The organism is Streptosporangium sp. NPDC049248 (assembly GCF_040678965.1).
In the GTDB taxonomy this organism is placed as follows: Bacteria; Actinomycetota; Actinomycetes; order Streptosporangiales; family Streptosporangiaceae; genus Streptosporangium; species Streptosporangium fukuiense.
In genome coordinates this window covers 509,751-527,455 of sequence record NZ_JBFAQY010000002.1, presented here as the reverse complement: position 1 = coordinate 527,455, position 17,705 = coordinate 509,751, and the positions used below count along the sequence as shown (strand labels likewise).

Sequence of the window (17,705 nt, the reverse complement as noted above, 5' to 3'; positions counted from 1 at the left end):
GGCGACGATGAGCGTCTCCGTGCTGGGGATCCGGCACCACGGACCCGGGTCGGCGCGGTCCCTGTGCGACGAGCTCGACCGCCTCAAGCCGGACATCGTGCTCATCGAGGGCCCGCCCGAGGCGGACGAACTGGTCGAGCTGGCCCGTGACCCCGACCTTCGGCCGCCGGTGGCGCTCCTCGCCCACGTGCCGGGTGAACCGTCCACCGCCGCGTTCTGGCCGTTCGCGGTCTTCTCCCCCGAGTGGCAGGCGCTCCGCCATGCCGTCGGGGCGGGCATCCCGGTCCGCTTCTGTGACCTGCCGGCCGCGCACAGCCTCGCCTCCCGCCCCGGCGCGACCGGCGACGCCGAGCCGCGGGCCGGAGAGGAGCCGGACACGGGGGTGCCCGGCCTCCATCGTGAAACGGCGGAAGACGGCGGGAAAGGCGATGCCACCCCGCGGGCCGTACAGGTCGATCCGATCGGGGCCCTCGCCCGCGCCGCCGGATACGACGACCCGGAGCGGTGGTGGGAGGACGCCGTCGAGCACCGCGGCGACACCCCGTTCCACATGATCGCCCAAGCGGTGGAGGCGGTCCGCGAGGGACACGTCGCCGACGGGTACGAGGCGCGGCGCGAGGCCTTCATGCGGCGCACGATCCGCAGGGCGGTCCGGGACGGCTTCGAGCGGATCGCCGTGGTCTGCGGGGCCTGGCACGTCCCCGCACTGGCGGGCACGGCGGGTGAGGGAGCGTCCTGGGGAGCCGGGCTGCCCACCGTCAAGGCCGACGACGCGCTGCTCAGGGGGCTGCCCAAGGTCAGGGCCGAGATCACCTGGGTGCCGTGGACGTACGGCCGGCTGGCCTCCTGGAGCGGGTACGGCGCGGGTGTGACCTCCCCGGGCTGGTACCACCACCTGTTCGCCTCCCCGGACCGCCCCGTCGAGCGGTGGCTGACCGGGGCGGCCGGGGTGCTCCGTGAGGAGGACCTGCCGGTCTCCTCCGCCCACGTCATCGAGGCGGTCCGGCTCGCCGAAAGCCTGGCCGTGCTCAGGGGACGGCCCCTGGCCGGGCTGGCGGAGGTCACCGAGGCGGTCAGGGCGGTGCTGTGCGAGGGTGACGACCTGCCGGTGGAGCTGATCCAGCGGCGCATGGTCGTGGGGGAGCGGCTCGGCCAGGTGCCGGACAGCACCCCGATGGTCCCCCTCCAGCGTCACCTGCGCGAGGAGCAGCGGCGGGTGCGGCTCAAGCCCGAGGCACTCGACCGTGAGTACGACCTCGACCTGCGCAAACCCCTCGACCTGGAGCGCAGCAGGCTGCTGCACCGGCTCCGCCTGCTCGGCGTCTCCTGGGGCACTCCCCAGGAGAGCCGGAGCAAGGGCACCTTCCGCGAGTCGTGGTCGCTCGCCTGGCGGCCCGAGTTCGACATCGACCTGATCGAGGCGAGTTCCTGGGGCACGACCGTCCCGGCGGCGGCCGCCGCCCGCGTCCGCGACCTCGCCGACGGGGGCGGGGCGTCCGGCGGAACCCCCGGCTCGGGGACACCGGGCCGGGGAGGCGGCGCGGCCGGGACCGGGGCACCGTCCGGCGGGGCGCCCGGAGGCGTCACGCTGGCCGGGCTCACCGGCCTGGTGGAGCACTGCCTGCTCGCCGACCTGCCGGAGGCGCTGCCGCACGTGCTCGACGCCCTGTCGGCGCGGGCCGCGCTCGACGGCGACGTCACGCACCTGATGGCGGCGCTCCCGGCGATGGTCCGCGCCCAGCGATACGGCGACGTGCGCGGCACCCCCGCCACCGGCCTGACCACCATCGTCGGGGCCATGCTCACCAGGATCTGCGTCGGCCTCGGTGGCGCCGTCACCGGTCTCGACGACGACGCCGCCCGTGACCTGATCCGTCACATCGACGCCGTCCACGCCGCCGTCTCCCTGCTCGAAGCCGTGCCCGCCGATGCCGGCGTCTCCCGCGATTCACAGGAGACGGACGCCTCCGCCGGTTCCGTGAGCCTGGACGGTCCGGCGGGTGCGGAAGGCGCGAAGGAGACGAGGAGCACGGGAGCCTCGGGAGGCGCTGCCCGCCCTGAGGATGATTCTCCGCAGGGGCGGTGGTCGACGGCGTTGCGCGGGGCTTGTGGCCGCGGCGACCTGCACGGGCTCATCGAGGGCCGGCTCACCAGGATCCTGCTGGACGCGGCCGACCTCGACACGGCCGAGGCGGGCCGCCGGATGTCGCTGGCGATGTCGGCGGGGCACCCGCCGGCCAGGGCGGCGTCCTGGATCGAGGGGTTCCTTTCCGGAGGCGGGCTGCTGCTCGTCCACGACTCCCGGCTGCTCGGGCTGGTCGACGAGTGGCTCACCGGACTCGCCCCGGAGACCTTCGTCGACGTGCTGCCCCTGCTCCGCAGGACGTTCGGCGCCTTCGCGGCCCCCGAGCGGCGCTCGATCGGCTCGCGCGTCCGCTCTCTCGGCTCTGGCGGCGCGGACCGGGCACCGGAGGCGGAGGAGTTCGACGAGGAACGCGCGGCGGCGGCCGTGCGGACCGTGCTGGCGATTCTGGGAAGGACGGGGAGCAGCGATGGATGAGCGGTTGCGCCGCTGGCGAATGGTCCTGGGCGGTGACGCCGACGGCACCGGGTGCTCGCTCGCCGGAACCGACGCCCAGATGGACGGGGCACTGGCCGCGCTGTACAACGGCGCCGGTGCGGGGGCGGCCGAGCGGAGCGGGGGCCTGGGCGCCTCCGCGCCCCGGGTGGCGCGCTGGCTGGGCGACATCCGGTCCTACTTCCCCTCGACCGTCGTCCAGGTCATGCAGAAGGACGCCGTCGAGCGGCTGAACCTGACCCGGCTGCTGATGGAGCCGGAGATGCTGGATGCCGTCGAGCCGGACGTGCACATGGTCGGCACCCTGCTGTCGCTCAACCGGGTGATGCCCGAGAAGGCACGGGAGTCGGCCAGGGCGCTGGTCGGCAAGGTCGTCTCCGAGTTGGAGCGGCGGCTGGTTCAGAAGACCAAGGCCGCCGTGACCGGCGCCCTGGACCGCTCGGCCAGGACCCACCGGCCCAGGCGGGTCGCCGACATCGACTGGGACCGCACGATCCGCGCCAACCTGAGGAACTACCTGCCGGAGCGCAACACCGTGATCCCGTCCAGGCTGGTCGGATACGGCAGGAGGCAGCGGGCGGTCCAGCGAGAGGTGGTGCTCTGCATCGACCAGAGCGGATCGATGGCCGCCTCCGTCGTCTACTCCAGTGTGTTCGGCGCGGTGCTCGCCTCGATGCGCTCGCTGAAGACCTCGCTGGTCGTCTTCGACACGGCGGTCGTCGACCTCACCGACCAGCTCCACGACCCGGTCGAGCTGCTGTTCGGCACCCAGCTCGGCGGCGGCACCGACATCAACCGGGCCATCGCCTACTGCCAGGGCCTCATCACCCGCCCCAACGACTCGATCTTCATCCTGATCAGCGACCTCTACGAGGGCGGCGTGCGGCAGGAGATGCTCCGCAGGGTCGCCCAGATGACCGCGGCGGGCGTCCAGGTGATCGTGCTGCTCGCGCTCTCCGACGAGGGCGCGCCCTTCTACGATCACGACAACGCCGCGGCGCTCGCGGCCATGGGGGTTCCCGCCTTCGCCTGCACCCCCGACGCCTTCCCCGACCTGATGGCCGCGGCGATCGAGCGCCGCGACATCGGCCAGTGGGCCGAGCGCCGACTGGAGCGCACCGCCACCTGATCCCGTCCTGGTGAAGGAGGAAAGGCCACGGGGGCCCACCTTCTCCAGGACGTCAGGGGCCGAACGCGGCAGCCTGACACCCGCCGACGGATCAGCCGTCGTGGTGGGCGGGGCCGGTCACGACGGCCGTCTCGGAGGCCGTCTCGGACGGCTCTTCGTCCGGCGGCCTCTCGACGGCACGCCGAGCCCACGGTTCTCCTCCGTGCTCGGCAGGCCTCCCGGCCTTTCAGGAACGCTTCTGGTAGACGTCGGGGATACCGTCGTGGTCGCGGTCGACGGTTTCGGCCTCGTGGATGCGCCGGTAGACGCGGTTGCGCAGCCGCAGGATCACCGTCGCCGTCAGCGCCGCGATCAGGGAGCCGGTCAGGACCGCCACCTTGACGTAGGCGTCGCGCTCGCTGCCGGCGCCGAAGGCCAACTCCCCGATGAGCAGGGAGACGGTGAATCCGATGCCGGCCAGCACGGCCAGCCCGGCCACGTCCACCCAGGCCAGTCCCTCGTCCAGGCGGGCGTGGGTGAATCGGGCCACCAACCAGGTCGCGAGCATGATCCCAATGGGCTTGCCCGCCACGAGGCCCACGACGACGCCCACCGCGACCGGGTCGCTCAGGGCGCCGGCCAGGCCGCTCAGGCCGCCGAGGCTCACCCCGGCCGACATGAACGCGAACACCGGCACGGCCACCCCGGCCGAGATCGGCCGCAGCCGGTGTTCGAAGTGTTCGGCCAGACCGGGCCCGGCCTCCGGGCCGCCGGAGCGCTCGCTGCGCAGGACCGGCACGGTGAAGGCCAGCAGCACGCCGGCGACGGTGGCGTGTACGCCCGAGGCGTGCATCAGCGCCCAGGTGGCGGCGGCCAGTGGCAGTAGCAGCCACCAGGCGCGTACCCGGCGCTGTACCAGCAGGGCGAAGACCGCCAGTGGCAGCAGCGCGCCCAGCAGCGGCAGCACCGACAGGTGCTCGGTGTAGAAGAGGGCGATGATGACGATGGCCACCAGGTCGTCGACCACGGCCAGGGTGAGCAGGAAGGTGCGCAGCGCGGTGGGGAGATACCGGCCGATGACCGCGAGCACGGCCAGGGCGAACGCGATGTCGGTGGCCGTCGGGATCGCCCAGCCCCGTGCCGCGCCGGAGCCGGCACCGACGCCGAGGGTGAGCAGCAGGTACAGCACGGCCGGGACGATCACCCCGCCGAGCGCGGCCGCGACCGGTACCGCGGCCCGCCGCACCTGGCGCAGGTCACCGGCGACGAACTCGCGTTTCAGTTCCAGGCCGGCCACGAAGAAGAAGATCGCCAGCAGCCCGTCGGCGGCCCAGGTCGCCAGGCTCAGATCCAGGTGCAGCGCCGCCGGGCCTACCCTGAAGGCGCGCAGTGCCTCGTAGGTCCCTGACCACGGGGAGTTCGCCCAGATCATGGCGGCCACCGCGCCGGCCAGCAGCAGCGCTCCGCCGACGGTCTCCTCGCGCAGGATGCCGGCGATGCGGCGGGCCTCGGGCCACGAGCCCAGGCCGAGCAGACGGGACGTGCCGGGCGGGGTCTCGGTCATCGGCGCTCCGTTTCCGGGGTCGGGTCAGCCACTGCCGACCAGACTTCCCGGCGCACCACCGGCCACTTTACCCGCGGGGCCGCCGCCGGCCGACTCCAGGGTCATGGGAACGGGGCGGCCACCGAACCGTCCCCCGGCCGGTTCCGCAAGCTCGTCCACCGGGTCGACGATCCGGTGGAGGCCAACGGCACCGAGCGGTTCGAGTTCGGGCTCGACCTGCTGCTGGGAGGTCTGGTCTCGCACATCCGGGAGGCCGGTCCTACGACCAAGGACTGACGTGGCAGCCCGATGCCGGGGGCTGGGCGCCGGGCGTACCGTCGGCCCATGATTAGCATGACAGGCGAAAAGCGGGCCGCCGGGATATTCGCCGCGCGGCACCGTGCCCTGACCGTCGGGATGGTGGCACTCATCTCCCTGGTCGCCTTCGAGTACCTGGCGGTGGCCACCGCGATGCCGGTCGTGGCCGACGAGTTGGACGGTCACGCGCTGTACGGGCTGGCGTTCAGCGGGGCGATGGCGGCCGGGGTGATCGCGACGGTGCTGGGCGGGCGCTGGGGCGACGTCAGGGGGCCGGTGGCGCCGCTCTGGGCCGGCGTGGCGCTCTTCGCCGCGGGGCTGGTCGTGGCCGGGGCGGCGCCGACGATGGACGTGTTCGTCGTGGGCCGTTTCGTGCAGGGCTTCGGCGGGGGCGTCTTCCAGGTCGCGATGTACGTGCTGGTCTCGCGGGTCTACCCGGCCGAGACGCACCCCCGGGTGTTCTCGATCTTCGCGACGGCCTGGGTGGTTCCCTCCATGGTGGGGCCGGTGATCGCCGGCCTCGTGGTGGAGTACGCGGGCTGGCGCTGGGTCTTCATCGGCGTGACGGTGCTCCTCCTCCCCGCGGCGCTGCTGCTCTGGCGCGGGCTGGCCGCCGCGCCCATGTCGGACCGGCCGCAGACCGGCCCGCGCTCCTCGATCGCGCGACGGCTGGGCTGGGCGGTGCTCGTCGCGGTCGGCGCGGCACTGATGCAGTACGGGGGCGCGGCGCGCGGCGCCGGGTTCGTCCTGCTCGTCGTGGGGCTGGCCACTCTGGTCGCGGCGCTGCCCCGGCTGCTTCCCGAGGGAACCCTGCGCGCGGCCAGGGGCCTGCCCTCGGTGATCTCACTGCGCGGCATCGCGGCGGGCGCGGCCATCGGCGGGGAGGCGTTCCTGCCACTGATGCTCAACCAGGAGCGCGGCCTGTCGCTGACCATGGCCGGGCTCACCCTGACCGGTGGTGCGCTGAGCTGGTCGTTCGGCTCGTGGGTGGTGGGCCGCCGGAGTTTCGACCGGGTCCTGGTGCTGCGCTGTGGCTCGGCGCTGATCGCCGTGGGGCTCGCGCTGATGGGCCTGACCGTCTTCGCCGTCGTCCCGGTCGCCACCGCCTTCCTCGGGGAGATCGTCCTGGGGCTCGGCATGGGCATCGTGTACCCGACGCTGTCGGTGCTCGTCCTGGAGCTGTCACCCCCGGGGGAGGCGGGGGAGAACAGCGCGTCGCTGGGGGTCGCGGAGTCGGTGTACACGGTCGTCTCCGTCGCGGTCGCCGGTGCGCTCCTGGCGGCACTGGGCGCCTCGACCGTCGCCTACCTGCTCTGTTTCGGGCTGGCGGCGTTGATGGCGGCCACCGGGGTCCTGGTCGGCGCCCGGGTCGGAGCCGACGGCTCCGTCCGGGGCTGAGCTCCTCCTGGTGTGCCCCCTTGGCGACCTGAGTTCTGTCCGCACCGAAAGTGGCAGAAAAATCGTGAAAAACCGGACTTAATCCCACCCTTGCAGGCGGGAGGCATTCGCGGGCCGTCGTGGCACCATGGAAGAACGCCGTTCCCGGTGGTGTTGAGAGGAGTCCCGCCTTCGGGCGGGATTCGTGTTTTGGGAGCTTGAATTCTCCGGGTCCGGAGAGGTCAAGGGGGGATCATGCCGCGTGTCCGCGAGCTTGAGGTGTTCCGGTTGGTGCTGCCGTACGGCAGGCGGCCGGAGAGCATCCTCGTCCGGCTCACCGACTACGGGGGCATGACCGGGTGGGGCGAGGTCGTCGACGCCGACCCCAAGACCTGGGTCGCGCTGGAGGAGGGGCTCGCGCAGGCGCTGATCGGCGTCGACTGGGAGCACCCCGACGAGCTCGGCGCCGTCCCCGGCGGGTCCGCCGCCGACATGGCCTGCTGGGACCTGTGGGCGAGGATGCGCGGGGTGCCGCTGGCCCACGCGCTGGGCGGTACCCGTACCTCCCTCATGGCCACCGTCAGGATCGGCGCCGACCGCAATCTGGAGAGCCTGGTCGCCCGGGTGAACCGGCACGTCTGCGCCGGGTACGCCCACGTCACCCTGGACGTCCACCCCGGTTGGGACATCGAGCCGCTGCGCGCCGTCCGCCAGGCGTACCCCGTGCTGGGCATCAGTGTGGACGCCCGCGGCGCCTACCGCGACGTCGCCGCCCTTGAGGCGCTGGACGCCTACACGCTCTCCGCCATCGAACGCCCCTGCGCCGTTCTGGCCGACCACGCCGACCTGCAGCAGCGCGTCGCCGCTCCGGTCCTGCTCGAGGTCGCCTCGGCCGCGGAGCTGGGCGAGGCGATCGCCGCGGGGGCGGGCAGGGCGCTGCTGCTCCGCCCGTCGGCCCTGGGCTCCCTGCGCGAGGTACGGCGGGTGCACGACCGTGCGGTGCGCGCCGGATGGGAGATCGCCTGCGCCGGGGGCCGGGGCACCGGGCTGGCCCGCGCGGCCACCGTCGCCGCCGCCAGCCTGCCCGGCTGCACCCTGCCCTGCGATGTGGCCGAACCGCCGCGCAGCGCGCAGATCGTCGACCCGCCGGTCGGCGCCTCCGGCGGCGTGGTGGCCGTACCGCTCACCCAGCCGGGCCTGGGCCACCGCATCGACGAGGCCCGCGTCCGCCGCCTGGCCAAGGAGTCGTACTCGGCCTGACGCGCCCCCGGCCTGAAGGCCGGAACACCGGACCGCCTTCAGGTGGCGCGACGTTCCCGGCCGGCCCTGCTCAGCCGCAGCCTTCGGTGATGCCCTTGGGAGCGGTCGGGTCCGGCTTCGCCGTGCTGCTCGCCCTGGGAAGGGGCGTGCGTGAGGTCGTGGCCTGGGGGGTGGCCGTGGGGGCCGCGGTGGCGGTGAGGGGACGCCTGGTGACGGCCGAGGAGCGCAGGGCCTTCGCGGTGACCGTGCGGATCCTGCTCCAGTCGGGGTAGCCGGTGTTGATCAGCGGTGGGACGAACTGGACGCTGGTCACCTTCGCGTTCTTGACCTTCAGCGCCAGCGGCACCAGGTGCTCCAGCATCGGGCGCGGGATGTCGGTCCGCAGCAGTTCCTTGGTGGCCAGCGCGACCTGGTTGAACCGCGACAGCACGGTCGCCGGGTCCGCCTGGGAGAGCAGGGCGCCCAGCACGCACCGCTGGCGCCCCATCCGGGTGTAGTCGTCGCTGTTGGTGCGCGAGCGGGCGAACCACATCGCGTCGGCGCCGCGCAGCCTGCGGGTACCCGCCTTGACCAGGCCCTCGTCGTACTTGCCGAAGACCACGTCCTGGGGCACGGTCACCGTCACGCCGCCGATCGCGTCGATCAGCCGGGCGAAGCCCCACATGTTGGCCAGGGCATACCAGTCGATCTTCAGGCCCAGCGTGTAGCCGACCGTGTCGATGAGCGTCCTCGCTCCCTGCTTCTCGCGGCCCCCGAAGATCTCCGGGTGCGCGTCGGCGTACTCCCAGACGGCGAAGAGCAGGTCCTCGCGCGAGCCGTCCGGGTTGGCCGGGAGCCTGAATCCGTCGGGAAAGCGCCTCGCCATGGGGGAGCCGGGGACGAAGCGGACGTTCTCCAGGTTGCGCGGCAGGCTCAGCAGCACGGTGTTGCCGGTTTTGACATCTATGCTGGCCACGTTGATGCTGTCGGTCCGCACGCCCACCCGGTGGGTGTCGGCGTCCCCGCCGAGCAGCAGGATGTTCACCCGGTCGCGACCCGCCCACGGGTCGTTCTCTCCATCCCCGCCGCCGGTGGGGCGTGAGGTGGACGGGGCACTGAAGACGTCGTCCAGTGCCGACTGCGAGACCGCCGCGTACTGCCCGAGAAGGCCGAACGGTAACAGTACGGCCACCGCGAGCGTTCCCGCCAGGACCCCGGCGACCACCTGCCCGGCACCGGGCAGCGTGCCGGGGTTCATCACCACGAACGAGTGCACGACCAGGACGAACCAGGCGACGCCGAGCGCCAGGGAGGCCACCGTGACGCCGGTCAGCCAGGAGGAGGAGACCAACTGCCCGGCGAGGTCACCGAGGTCGGAGGTGAGCGCGACCCAGAGCAGGGACAGCAGCAGCGCCGCGTACGCGCACAGCAGCGCCAGCCCGGTCCTTCGCCATCCGGCGCGCAGATGCGCGGCGCCCGGGGCGATGGCGGCCAGCGCCGTCCAGCCGATGACCGCACCGACGCCGGGCGGCTTCGATCTGTCACGCAATTGCTCCCCGTTTCCTCGCGCCTGACTCGGGCTTGACCACCGCAGGGAGATGGTAGGGGGGCGAAACCAGGTCGCGGGCGACAAGTCGGTGAACAACTCGGGAAGCCGGCAAGGCTTTATCCTGTGATTTTGACTGGAATAAGATTCGGTCATGGCTTTCACCGAGATCGAGTACGGCGTGGCTGACGGCATCGCCACCATCACCCTCGACCGCCCGCACCGCCTCAACGCCTTCACCTACACGATGCGCCGCGAGCTGATCGACGCCTTCGACCTGGCCGACGCCGACGACGAGGCGCGCGTGGTGATCGTCACCGGCCGGGGCCGCGCCTTCTGCGCGGGCGCGGACCTCGGGGGTGGCGGTGACACCTTCAACCATGACAGGAGCGAGGAGATGTTCGGCGGTGAGGACACCGTCGACGGCTCGCCCCGCGACGGCGGCGGCACGGTCGCGCTCCGGATCGCCAGGTCGCTCAAGCCGGTCATCGCCGCGATCAACGGTCCCGCCGTGGGCGTCGGGGTGACGATGACGCTCCCGATGGACATCAGGATCGCCTCCGACACCGCCAGGTTCGGCTTCGTCTTCGCCCGGCGCGGCATCGTGACCGAGGCCGCCTCCAGCTGGTTCCTGCCCCGGCTCGTCGGCATCTCCCAGGCCATGGAGTGGGCCGCCACCGGCAGGGTCTTCCCCGCCGCCGAGGCGCTCCAGGGGCGTCTGGTCTCCAAGGTCGTCGCCCCGGACGAGCTGCTCCCCGCCGCCCACGCGCTGGCCCGCGAGATCGTCGGCAACACCTCCGCCGTCTCGGTCGCCGCGATCCGGCGGCTCATGTGGTCGGGCCTGTCGGCCGCCTCCCCCTGGGAGGCCCACCGGGCCGACTCGATTCTGATGCGCGACTTCGGCTCCGCGCCCGACAGCGCCGAGGGCGTCACGGCCTTCCTGGAGAAGCGGCCGGCGAAGTTCCCGATGAAGGTCTCCCGCGACCTCCCCGCCGCGGTCCCCTCCTGGCCGGACAACCCCTACGAACTTCCCTGACCTGCCGCCTCTCGCCGTCAGGCCGGGATGCGAGAGGCGGTGCGGGGAACGGGAACCCGTCGATCAGGACATCACCAGGGGAAGGCGAACAGACCGTAGTAGGCCGCGGCCACCAGGAGCAGGGCGGTGCCGCCGAGCACCCCGGCGATCGCGAAACTCTGTGGGCGGGAGGGCTCCCAGCCCTCCCGCAACCCCGCGACGACGGCCGCCACGCCCGTGACCTCCTGCAGCAGCATCAACAGCGCCAGGATCCTGATGACCAGCCATCCGGTGAGCACCGCGGGCCACGCCCCGGCCTGGTTGACCGAGAACAGCACGAGCAGCGTGATGAACGCCGCCACCGAGACCAGCAACCCGGCCCCGGTCCACGCCATCCGGCGGAACCGCCGCCGGATCGGCGGCCAGATCCGGGCGTTGGTCTCCGCGGCGGGTGACCGGCCGCGGAGCCGCACCACCATCTCGGCCACCGGGCCGACCACGTAGCCGACCGCGGCCAGGCAGAGCGTCAGCCCGATGACGGTCCCCCCGGCGTACCAGGGAGCCGCGGGAACGTCGCTGGCCTCCAGGCGCTGGATCGGCGTGGCACCGGCGATGCGCACCGCGGGTCTGGCCGTGCCGGGCAGGCCCAGGACCCAGTTGGCCAGCGTCTGCAGGTAGCCGGGCGCGAACGGGCCGCCGTGCACGCGCATGCCGTGGTCGGCGCGGTCGAGGTAGCGGATGGTGTAGTCGCCGTTACCGCCCTCGGCGAGCGCGCCGGTCAACGCCATGCTGCTCTCCACGAACGGGATCGAGGGATCGCGCGTGCCGTACAGGGCCAGGACCGGTTGCCGCATCCCGCGCAGCGCGGGCAGGCCGTCGTAGCGCAGGAAGTTCATGTCCACGGCGCCCATGGCGCGGGTGAGCAGCTCGCGTACCCCGCTGGGCGCGTACAGCCGTTCGAGCTGCTCGCCCAGTGCCCAGGTCACCTGCCGCATGGGGGAGACGTTGGGCGCCGACACCAGCACGGTGAACCCGACGGTGCTGCTCCTGGTGGCGGCGATGGGCACCACCCAGCTGCCCTCGCTCACCCCCCAGAGCCCCGCTCTGGCCGGGTCGACGTCGTCGCGGACGAGCAACTTCTCCAGAACGAGCAGGGCGTCGCGGGCGAGCAGGCCGAAGTCACGGTTGCGGAAGTCGTAGCCCACGGTCCGCTTGTCGTAGACGAGGGTGACGATCCCGGCCCTGGCCAGCCACTCGGCCTGGGTGGTGAACTCTCCCCTGACCCCGGCCCCGGCCCCCTGCACGAAGACCAGCGCGGGGTGGCGTCCGGGGGCGACCGGCGCGCGGATCGTCGCCTGGAGAGGAGTACCGTCCTCGGCCGTGACGGTGACGTCCTGCGTGGTGATCTGCCTGGTCGCGGCGACCGGCCTGACCTCGTCCGGCGGCTGGGAAGGAAGGGTCTGGAAGACCGGGTCGGCGCGGAGCGGGGTCGGGTCGAACGGCGGCGGCAGGGTGTAGCCCACCGTCGCGAGAACCACGAGGATCAGGCCGGAGGCGACGCTCAGAACGCCACGGCCGGCCTGGTTGTCGATCCGATCCCCGATCGTCACTCGCCTCCGTGATCGTCGTTTCCCGGTATCGTTCCCTCTGATCTTCAAACGTACCCATGGACGAAAACCCTGAGCGGAGCGGGAGATCCGAGTGATGTGAGTGGCCACATTTGTCGCTGAGTCCTGTTAGCTTCGTGCGACATGCGGGTGCTGCACACATCGGACTGGCACCTGGGCCGCTCGTTCCACCGGGAGAGTCTCCTGGCCGCCCAGGGTGCCTTCGTCGACCACCTGATCGAGACCGTCAGATCGGAGCGGATCGACGTGGTCGCGGTCTCCGGTGACGTCTACGACCGGGCACTGCCCTCGGTCGACGCGGTCGAGTTGTGCAACCAGGCGCTGCGGCGGCTGGTCGACACCGGGACGCGCACCCTGCTGATCAGCGGTAACCACGACTCGGCGCGCCGTCTCGGCTTCGGCGCGCACCTCATCGACGCGGCAGGCGTCCACCTGCGCACCGACCCCGAGCGGGTCGGCGAGCCGGTCGTCGTCGACGACGTCGCCTTCTACGGCATCCCCTATCTGGAGCCCGAGCTGGTGCGCGCCCCTTGGGAGCTGCCCGAGCGCACCCACACCGCCGCGATCGGGCACGCCATGTCCCTGATCCGCGCCGACCTCGCCCGGCGCGGACCCCGGTCGGTGGTCCTCGCCCACGCGTTCGTGACCGGGGGGCGGGGTAGTGACAGCGAGCGCGACATCAGTGTGGGAGGCGTCGCGCACGTCCCGGTGTCCGCCTTCGAGGGTGTCGACTACGTGGCGCTCGGCCACCTGCACGGCCGCCAGCGGATGAGCGAGACCGTCCGCTACTCCGGTTCCCCGATCGCCTACTCCTTCTCCGAGGCCGGGCAGGTGAAGGGGTCCTGGCTGGTCGACATCGGCCCCGGCGGGTACGAGCGCGCGGAGTTCGCCGAGGCCCCGGTGCCCAGGCAGGTCGGCCGGCTCACCGGTCGCATCGACGACCTGCTGGCCGCACCCGAGCACGCCCGCTACGAGGACCACTGGCTCCAGGTGACGCTCGTCGACCGGATCCGGCCCAAGGGCGCGATGGAGCGGCTCAGGTCCCGCTTCCCGCACACGCTCGCCCTGTCCTTCGAACCCGAGGGCGGGGCCGGTGAGACCGTCACCCGGCCCAGGGTGGCGGGGCGTCCCGAGATCGAGGTCGCCCTCGACTTCGTCCGCGAGGTGCGCGGCGAGGCCGCCGACCCCGCCGAGACCGAACTGCTGCAGAGGGCCGTCGAGGCCTCCCGCGCGAAGGAGGCGATGGCGTAGATGCGCCCGCACCGTCTGTGGATCACCGCCTTCGGCTCCTTCCCCGGTGAGGAGCAGGTCGACTTCGACGCCCTCGCCGAGGCGGGGCTCTTCCTGATCCACGGCCCCACGGGGGCGGGCAAGACCACGGTGCTCGACGCGCTCTGCTACGCCCTGTACGGCAGGGTGCCGGGCAGGCGCGACAGCGCCAAGAGCCTGCGCTGTGACCACGCGCCCCCGGGGCGCGGGCCCAGCGTGGCGCTGGAGGTCACGATCAGGGGGCGCCGGCTGAAGATCACCCGGTCGCCCGGCTGGCAGCGCCCCAAGCTCAGGGGCACCGGCACGACCAGGGAGAACGAGAAGGCACTGCTCACCGAGCTCGCCCCCTCGGGGGAGTGGGTGGGGCTGACCAACCGGGTCGACGAGGCGGGGGAGTTCATCGGCACCCTGCTCGGTATGAACGCCGAGCAGTTCCTCCAGGTCGCGATGTTGCCCCAGGGGGATTTCGCGAAGTTCCTTCGTGCGGACGGGGAGGACCGGCGCAAGGTCCTGGAGCGCCTCTTCTCGGTGAAGGTCTACGCCACCGCCGAGTCCTGGCTCGCAGACCGGCGTACCGAGGCGTTCCGCGAGCAGCAGGCCCTCCGCAAGGAGGTCGACTTCGCGGTGAAACGCCTTGAGGAAGCCGCGGGGTCCGCGCTCTCGGCCGCGCTGACCGATGCCTCGTCGGATGCCGCGGCGGAGGTCCCGGCGGAGGTCCCGGTGGAGGTCTCGGTGGAGGACGACCCGCTGGGATGGGCCCACGCGGTCGAGGAACTCGCGGCACGGGAGGTCACCCGGCTGAGCGGTATGGGCCTCGGCAGCGAGGCCGCCGTACGGCAGGCGCGGGAGAGCCTGGAACGTGGCACCGCGCTGGCCGACCGGCGCCGCCGCCACGCCGAGGCGCTGACCAGGAGCCGGGCGCTGGAGGAGACCGCCGAGGAGCGGGCGGACCTGGAGACCCTCCTGGAGGAGGCGGCGGCCGCCGACCGGGTGCTGCCGCTGATCCAGGGCGCCGAACAGCGCGCCGAGGCCGCGGCCAAGGCCCGAAGCCTGGCCGCCGACGCCGTCGCCCGCGCACTCCCGCTCGTCGACGCCACCCGGGACGTCGTCCACGACCGTACGGGCACCGGCGAGACAGGTGATCGTCTCGACGTCGGCGCGCTCCGCGACGACGACGCCCGGGACCGGGCGGAGGCCGGCGCGGACCGCCGTCACGCCGTGCTAGGCCGCCTGGTCGAGCTGGAACGCGACCGCCGGAGCGAGATCACCCGCCTGGGCGAGCTGCGCACGGAGGAGTCACGCCTGGCGGAGATCGTCCGGGACCGGGACCGGGCCGCTCGCGAGATCATCGAGTTGGCCGCCGCGCAGGCCGTGGCCGACTCCCGACTGAAGGACATCCCCGAGCTCAGGCGGGAGGTGGAGGAGCGTCTCACCGCCGCCCGTCTGGACGCCGCCCGCATCCCCGCCGCCGAGTCGGCGGTCGAGGGCGCCGTCACCCGCCTCCGGGCGGCCGAGCGGCGCACCCGCCTCGCCACCGACCTGGCCGCGGCCCGTGCCGACCTCGCCGCTCTCCTGCCAGGGGTCCGCGACGCCTTCGCCGCTCACCCGCTTCCGGGCCAGGCCCATGACGTGCTCGGGACCCGTCGCGAGGGCACCGGCCTGTCCGCCGAGCCCGGTGAGATCCGCGAGGTCCTCGCCGCCCGGGAGAGAGAGTGCGGGCGACAGCTGGCCGGGCTGGAAGGGCTGCGGGTCGAGGAGGCCCGGCTGGCCGAACTCGACGGGCTGATCGCCGCACTCGGCGACGATCTCGCGGAGGCGGTCCGGCAGGAGGGCGAGGTCCGCGAGCTCTGGGAGGCGCTGCCCGCCGAGGCGGCGGAGGCGACCGCGCGGCTGAACGAGGTCAGGGCCGCCGGGGCGGGACTTCCGGCGGCGCGGGCGCGTGCCGAGGCCGCCACCGCGTTGCTCGCCGCGGTACGGCGCCGCGAGGCGCTCAGCGCCGAGCTGGAGGTCGCGCGCGCGGCCCAGGTGGAGACCACCGACCTCGCGCAGGCGCTCCGCGACCGCTACCAGGACATCCAGCGGTCCAGGATCGAGGGCATGGCCGCCGAGCTCGCCGCCAAGCTCGTCCCCGGCGCCCCCTGCGCGGTCTGCGGCTCGCCCGATCACCCCGCTCCCGCCGCCCCCGCCGACGAGGTGCGCACCGCCGAGGACGAGCGCGCGGCCCAGGGCGTCTACGAGGCGGCCCAGGAACGGCGCCGGGAGGCGGAGACCACGGTCACGGTGCTGCTCTCCCGTCTCGGCGAGGTCCGCGCCGTCGCGGGGGAGGAGACCGGGGAACGGGCTGAGGAGACCCTCGCCGAGGCCGAGCGGGAACTGGAGGCGCTGACCGCCACGGCGAGCGCCGAGGACGCCCTCGCCGCCGAGGTGGAGCGGATCGCCGCCGAACTGGACGACGCCAGAACCCGGATCGAGGAGATCACCAGGCGGCTCGCCGAAGGCCGTGCCCGCCTGGCGGGATGGCAGGCCGAGCGTGACCGCCTGACCGCCCGCCTGGACGGGGCCCGGGGCGACGACCACACGGTCCAGGCCCGCCGCGACCGCCTGGCGGCGGAGGCCGGGCGTCTCTCCACGGCCCTGGCCGCAGCCGTCCACGCGGTCGAGGTCACCGCGGCCCACCGGGAGGCGAGCGATCGGACCGACCTGGCCGTACCCGACGCCACCGGCGAGCTCGCCGAGGCGGAGGGAGTGCTGGCCAGGCTCCGGGCGTCGGCCGAGGCCGAGCCGGAGCTGGCCGCGGAGGCGGCCGGGATCGCCGCCGAGTCCGAGCGGCTCCGGGAACGCTCGCGCGAACTCGCCGTCGGCCTGGCGGCCCGCCGTACGGACGTCGAAAGGCTCGGCGCCGACGCCGAGCGGCTGGCCGGGCGCGTCGACGAGGCACGCGGCCAGGACCCGACGCTGACCGCCAGGCTGGACCGGCTGGCCGACGAGGCGGAACTGCTCAGGGAGGCCGTAGAGGCGGTCAGGGACGAACGGGTCAGCGCCGCCGAGCTGGTGACCGCCCGCGACCGGGCGCTGAGCGCCGTCGTCGAGGCGGGCTTCCTCGGGCTGGACGACGCCCGCGCGGCCGTACGCTCTCCCGCCGACCGGGAGGAGAAGGCCGCCCGCCTCCACGAGCTCGCCACGGAGAGCGCCGCGGTCGCCGCCATGCTCGCCGACCCCGAACTGGTCGCCGCCGCCGCCGAGCCGGAACCTGACCTGTCGAGCCTGCGCGAGGCGCGGGACGCGGCCGACGCCGCCCATGCCCGCCTGCTCTCCGAACGGAGCCAGGCCAAGGGCCGGCTGGCCCGGCTGGCCGCCCTCCGCACCGAGCTGGCCGCCTGCCTGGAACGCTGGCGGCCCGCCGACGAGCAGCACCGCCTGGCCGACCGGCTCGCAGCCCTGACCGGAGGGAACTCCGCCGACAACCGGTGGAGGATGCGGCTCTCCTCATACGTGCTCGGCGAGCGCCTCAGCCAGGTGGTCGCCTCGGCCAACGAGCGGCTCGACCACATGTCGGGCGGGCGCTACCTGCTGGAACACAACCGCGACCGCTCCGCCGGTGACCGGAGCAGGTCCGGCGGCGGGCTCGGCCTGCACATCCTGGACAGCTGGACCGGTGTCGGCCGCGACCCGGCGACCCTGTCGGGCGGCGAGAGCTTCATCACCTCCCTGGCCCTGGCCCTCGGCCTGGCCGACGTGGTCACCGCCGAGGCCGGGGGAGTCGACATCGGCACGCTCTTCGTCGACGAGGGCTTCGGCACCCTGGACGAGGACACCCTCGACGGGGTGCTCGACATCCTCGACGGCCTGCGCGACAACGGCCGCGCGGTCGGCATCGTCAGCCACGTCGCCGAGCTGCGCACCCGGGTCCCCGCCCAGCTGCACATCCGCAAGGAACGCCGAGGTTCGACGGTCCGTCAGTGACCCGCCCGGCGGCGGCATGACGACATGACGTTCTTCTGAGCGCCGCGCGACTCTGAGCGCGCGTGACGACACACTCGGCGGCGTGGCCCGCCGACGGCTCCAGCAAGGCACGAATCGGCGC

At 73.4% G+C, this 17,705-nt stretch carries 11 protein-coding genes; 7 read left to right on the top strand and 4 right to left on the bottom strand.

What is annotated here, in order from left to right:
- Positions 1 to 7: 7 nt before the first annotated feature.
- Both AB0K21_RS06145 and AB0K21_RS06140 read left to right on the top strand, forming a co-directional pair.
- Complete coding sequence (locus AB0K21_RS06145) at positions 8 to 2,560, top strand: DUF5682 family protein (RefSeq protein WP_364148234.1); 2,553 nt, start codon at positions 8 to 10, stop codon at positions 2,558 to 2,560.
- Positions 2,553 to 3,707, top strand: a complete 1,155-nt coding sequence (locus AB0K21_RS06140) for a VWA domain-containing protein (RefSeq protein WP_343980126.1) — start codon at positions 2,553 to 2,555, stop codon at positions 3,705 to 3,707. The genes AB0K21_RS06145 and AB0K21_RS06140 overlap by 8 nt, the downstream gene beginning before the upstream one ends.
- Positions 3,708 to 3,933: 226 nt before the next feature.
- On the opposite strand, the gene nhaA is transcribed toward AB0K21_RS06140, so the two are convergent.
- Together nhaA and AB0K21_RS06130 are read right to left on the bottom strand one after the other, a co-directional pair.
- The gene (gene nhaA, locus AB0K21_RS06135) at positions 3,934 to 5,250 is read right to left on the bottom strand and encodes a Na+/H+ antiporter NhaA (RefSeq protein WP_364148230.1); all 1,317 of its coding nucleotides are present in this window, start codon (positions 5,248 to 5,250) and stop codon (positions 3,934 to 3,936) included.
- A gap of 24 nt (positions 5,251 to 5,274) precedes the next feature.
- On the bottom strand, positions 5,275 to 5,493 hold the full coding sequence (locus tag AB0K21_RS06130) for a hypothetical protein (RefSeq protein WP_364148228.1): 219 nt from the start codon (positions 5,491 to 5,493) through the stop codon (positions 5,275 to 5,277).
- Positions 5,494 to 5,574: 81 nt separating this feature from the next.
- Between AB0K21_RS06130 and AB0K21_RS06125 the strand changes: the two genes are divergently transcribed.
- Together AB0K21_RS06125 and AB0K21_RS06120 are read left to right on the top strand one after the other, a co-directional pair.
- Positions 5,575 to 6,945 (top strand): MFS transporter, encoded by a 1,371-nt coding sequence (locus tag AB0K21_RS06125; protein WP_343980133.1) that lies wholly within the window; start codon positions 5,575 to 5,577, stop codon positions 6,943 to 6,945.
- A gap of 234 nt (positions 6,946 to 7,179) precedes the next feature.
- On the top strand, positions 7,180 to 8,184 hold the full coding sequence (locus tag AB0K21_RS06120) for an enolase C-terminal domain-like protein (protein WP_364148225.1): 1,005 nt from the start codon (positions 7,180 to 7,182) through the stop codon (positions 8,182 to 8,184).
- A gap of 70 nt (positions 8,185 to 8,254) precedes the next feature.
- Here AB0K21_RS06120 and AB0K21_RS06115 read toward each other — a convergent pair whose 3' ends face one another.
- A complete protein-coding gene (locus AB0K21_RS06115; protein ID WP_343980139.1) occupies positions 8,255 to 9,712 on the bottom strand; it encodes an LCP family protein in 1,458 nt (485 codons plus the stop codon).
- Between the two features lie 151 nt (positions 9,713 to 9,863).
- Between AB0K21_RS06115 and AB0K21_RS06110 the strand changes: the two genes are divergently transcribed.
- Positions 9,864 to 10,745 (top strand): enoyl-CoA hydratase-related protein, encoded by an 882-nt coding sequence (locus AB0K21_RS06110; protein ID WP_364148222.1) that lies wholly within the window; start codon positions 9,864 to 9,866, stop codon positions 10,743 to 10,745.
- Between the two features lie 71 nt (positions 10,746 to 10,816).
- Here AB0K21_RS06110 and AB0K21_RS06105 read toward each other — a convergent pair whose 3' ends face one another.
- Positions 10,817 to 12,334, bottom strand: a complete 1,518-nt coding sequence (locus tag AB0K21_RS06105; protein ID WP_364148219.1) for a prolyl oligopeptidase family serine peptidase — start codon at positions 12,332 to 12,334, stop codon at positions 10,817 to 10,819.
- A gap of 141 nt (positions 12,335 to 12,475) precedes the next feature.
- Between AB0K21_RS06105 and AB0K21_RS06100 the strand changes: the two genes are divergently transcribed.
- Entirely contained in the window at positions 12,476 to 13,603 is a 1,128-nt protein-coding gene (locus AB0K21_RS06100; protein WP_343980149.1) for an exonuclease SbcCD subunit D, read from the top strand.
- Positions 13,604 to 17,584 carry an AAA family ATPase gene (locus AB0K21_RS06095; protein ID WP_364148216.1) on the top strand — a complete coding sequence of 1,327 codons (3,981 nt, stop codon included), beginning with the start codon at positions 13,604 to 13,606 and terminating at the stop codon, positions 17,582 to 17,584.
- Positions 17,585 to 17,705 lie beyond the last annotated feature (121 nt).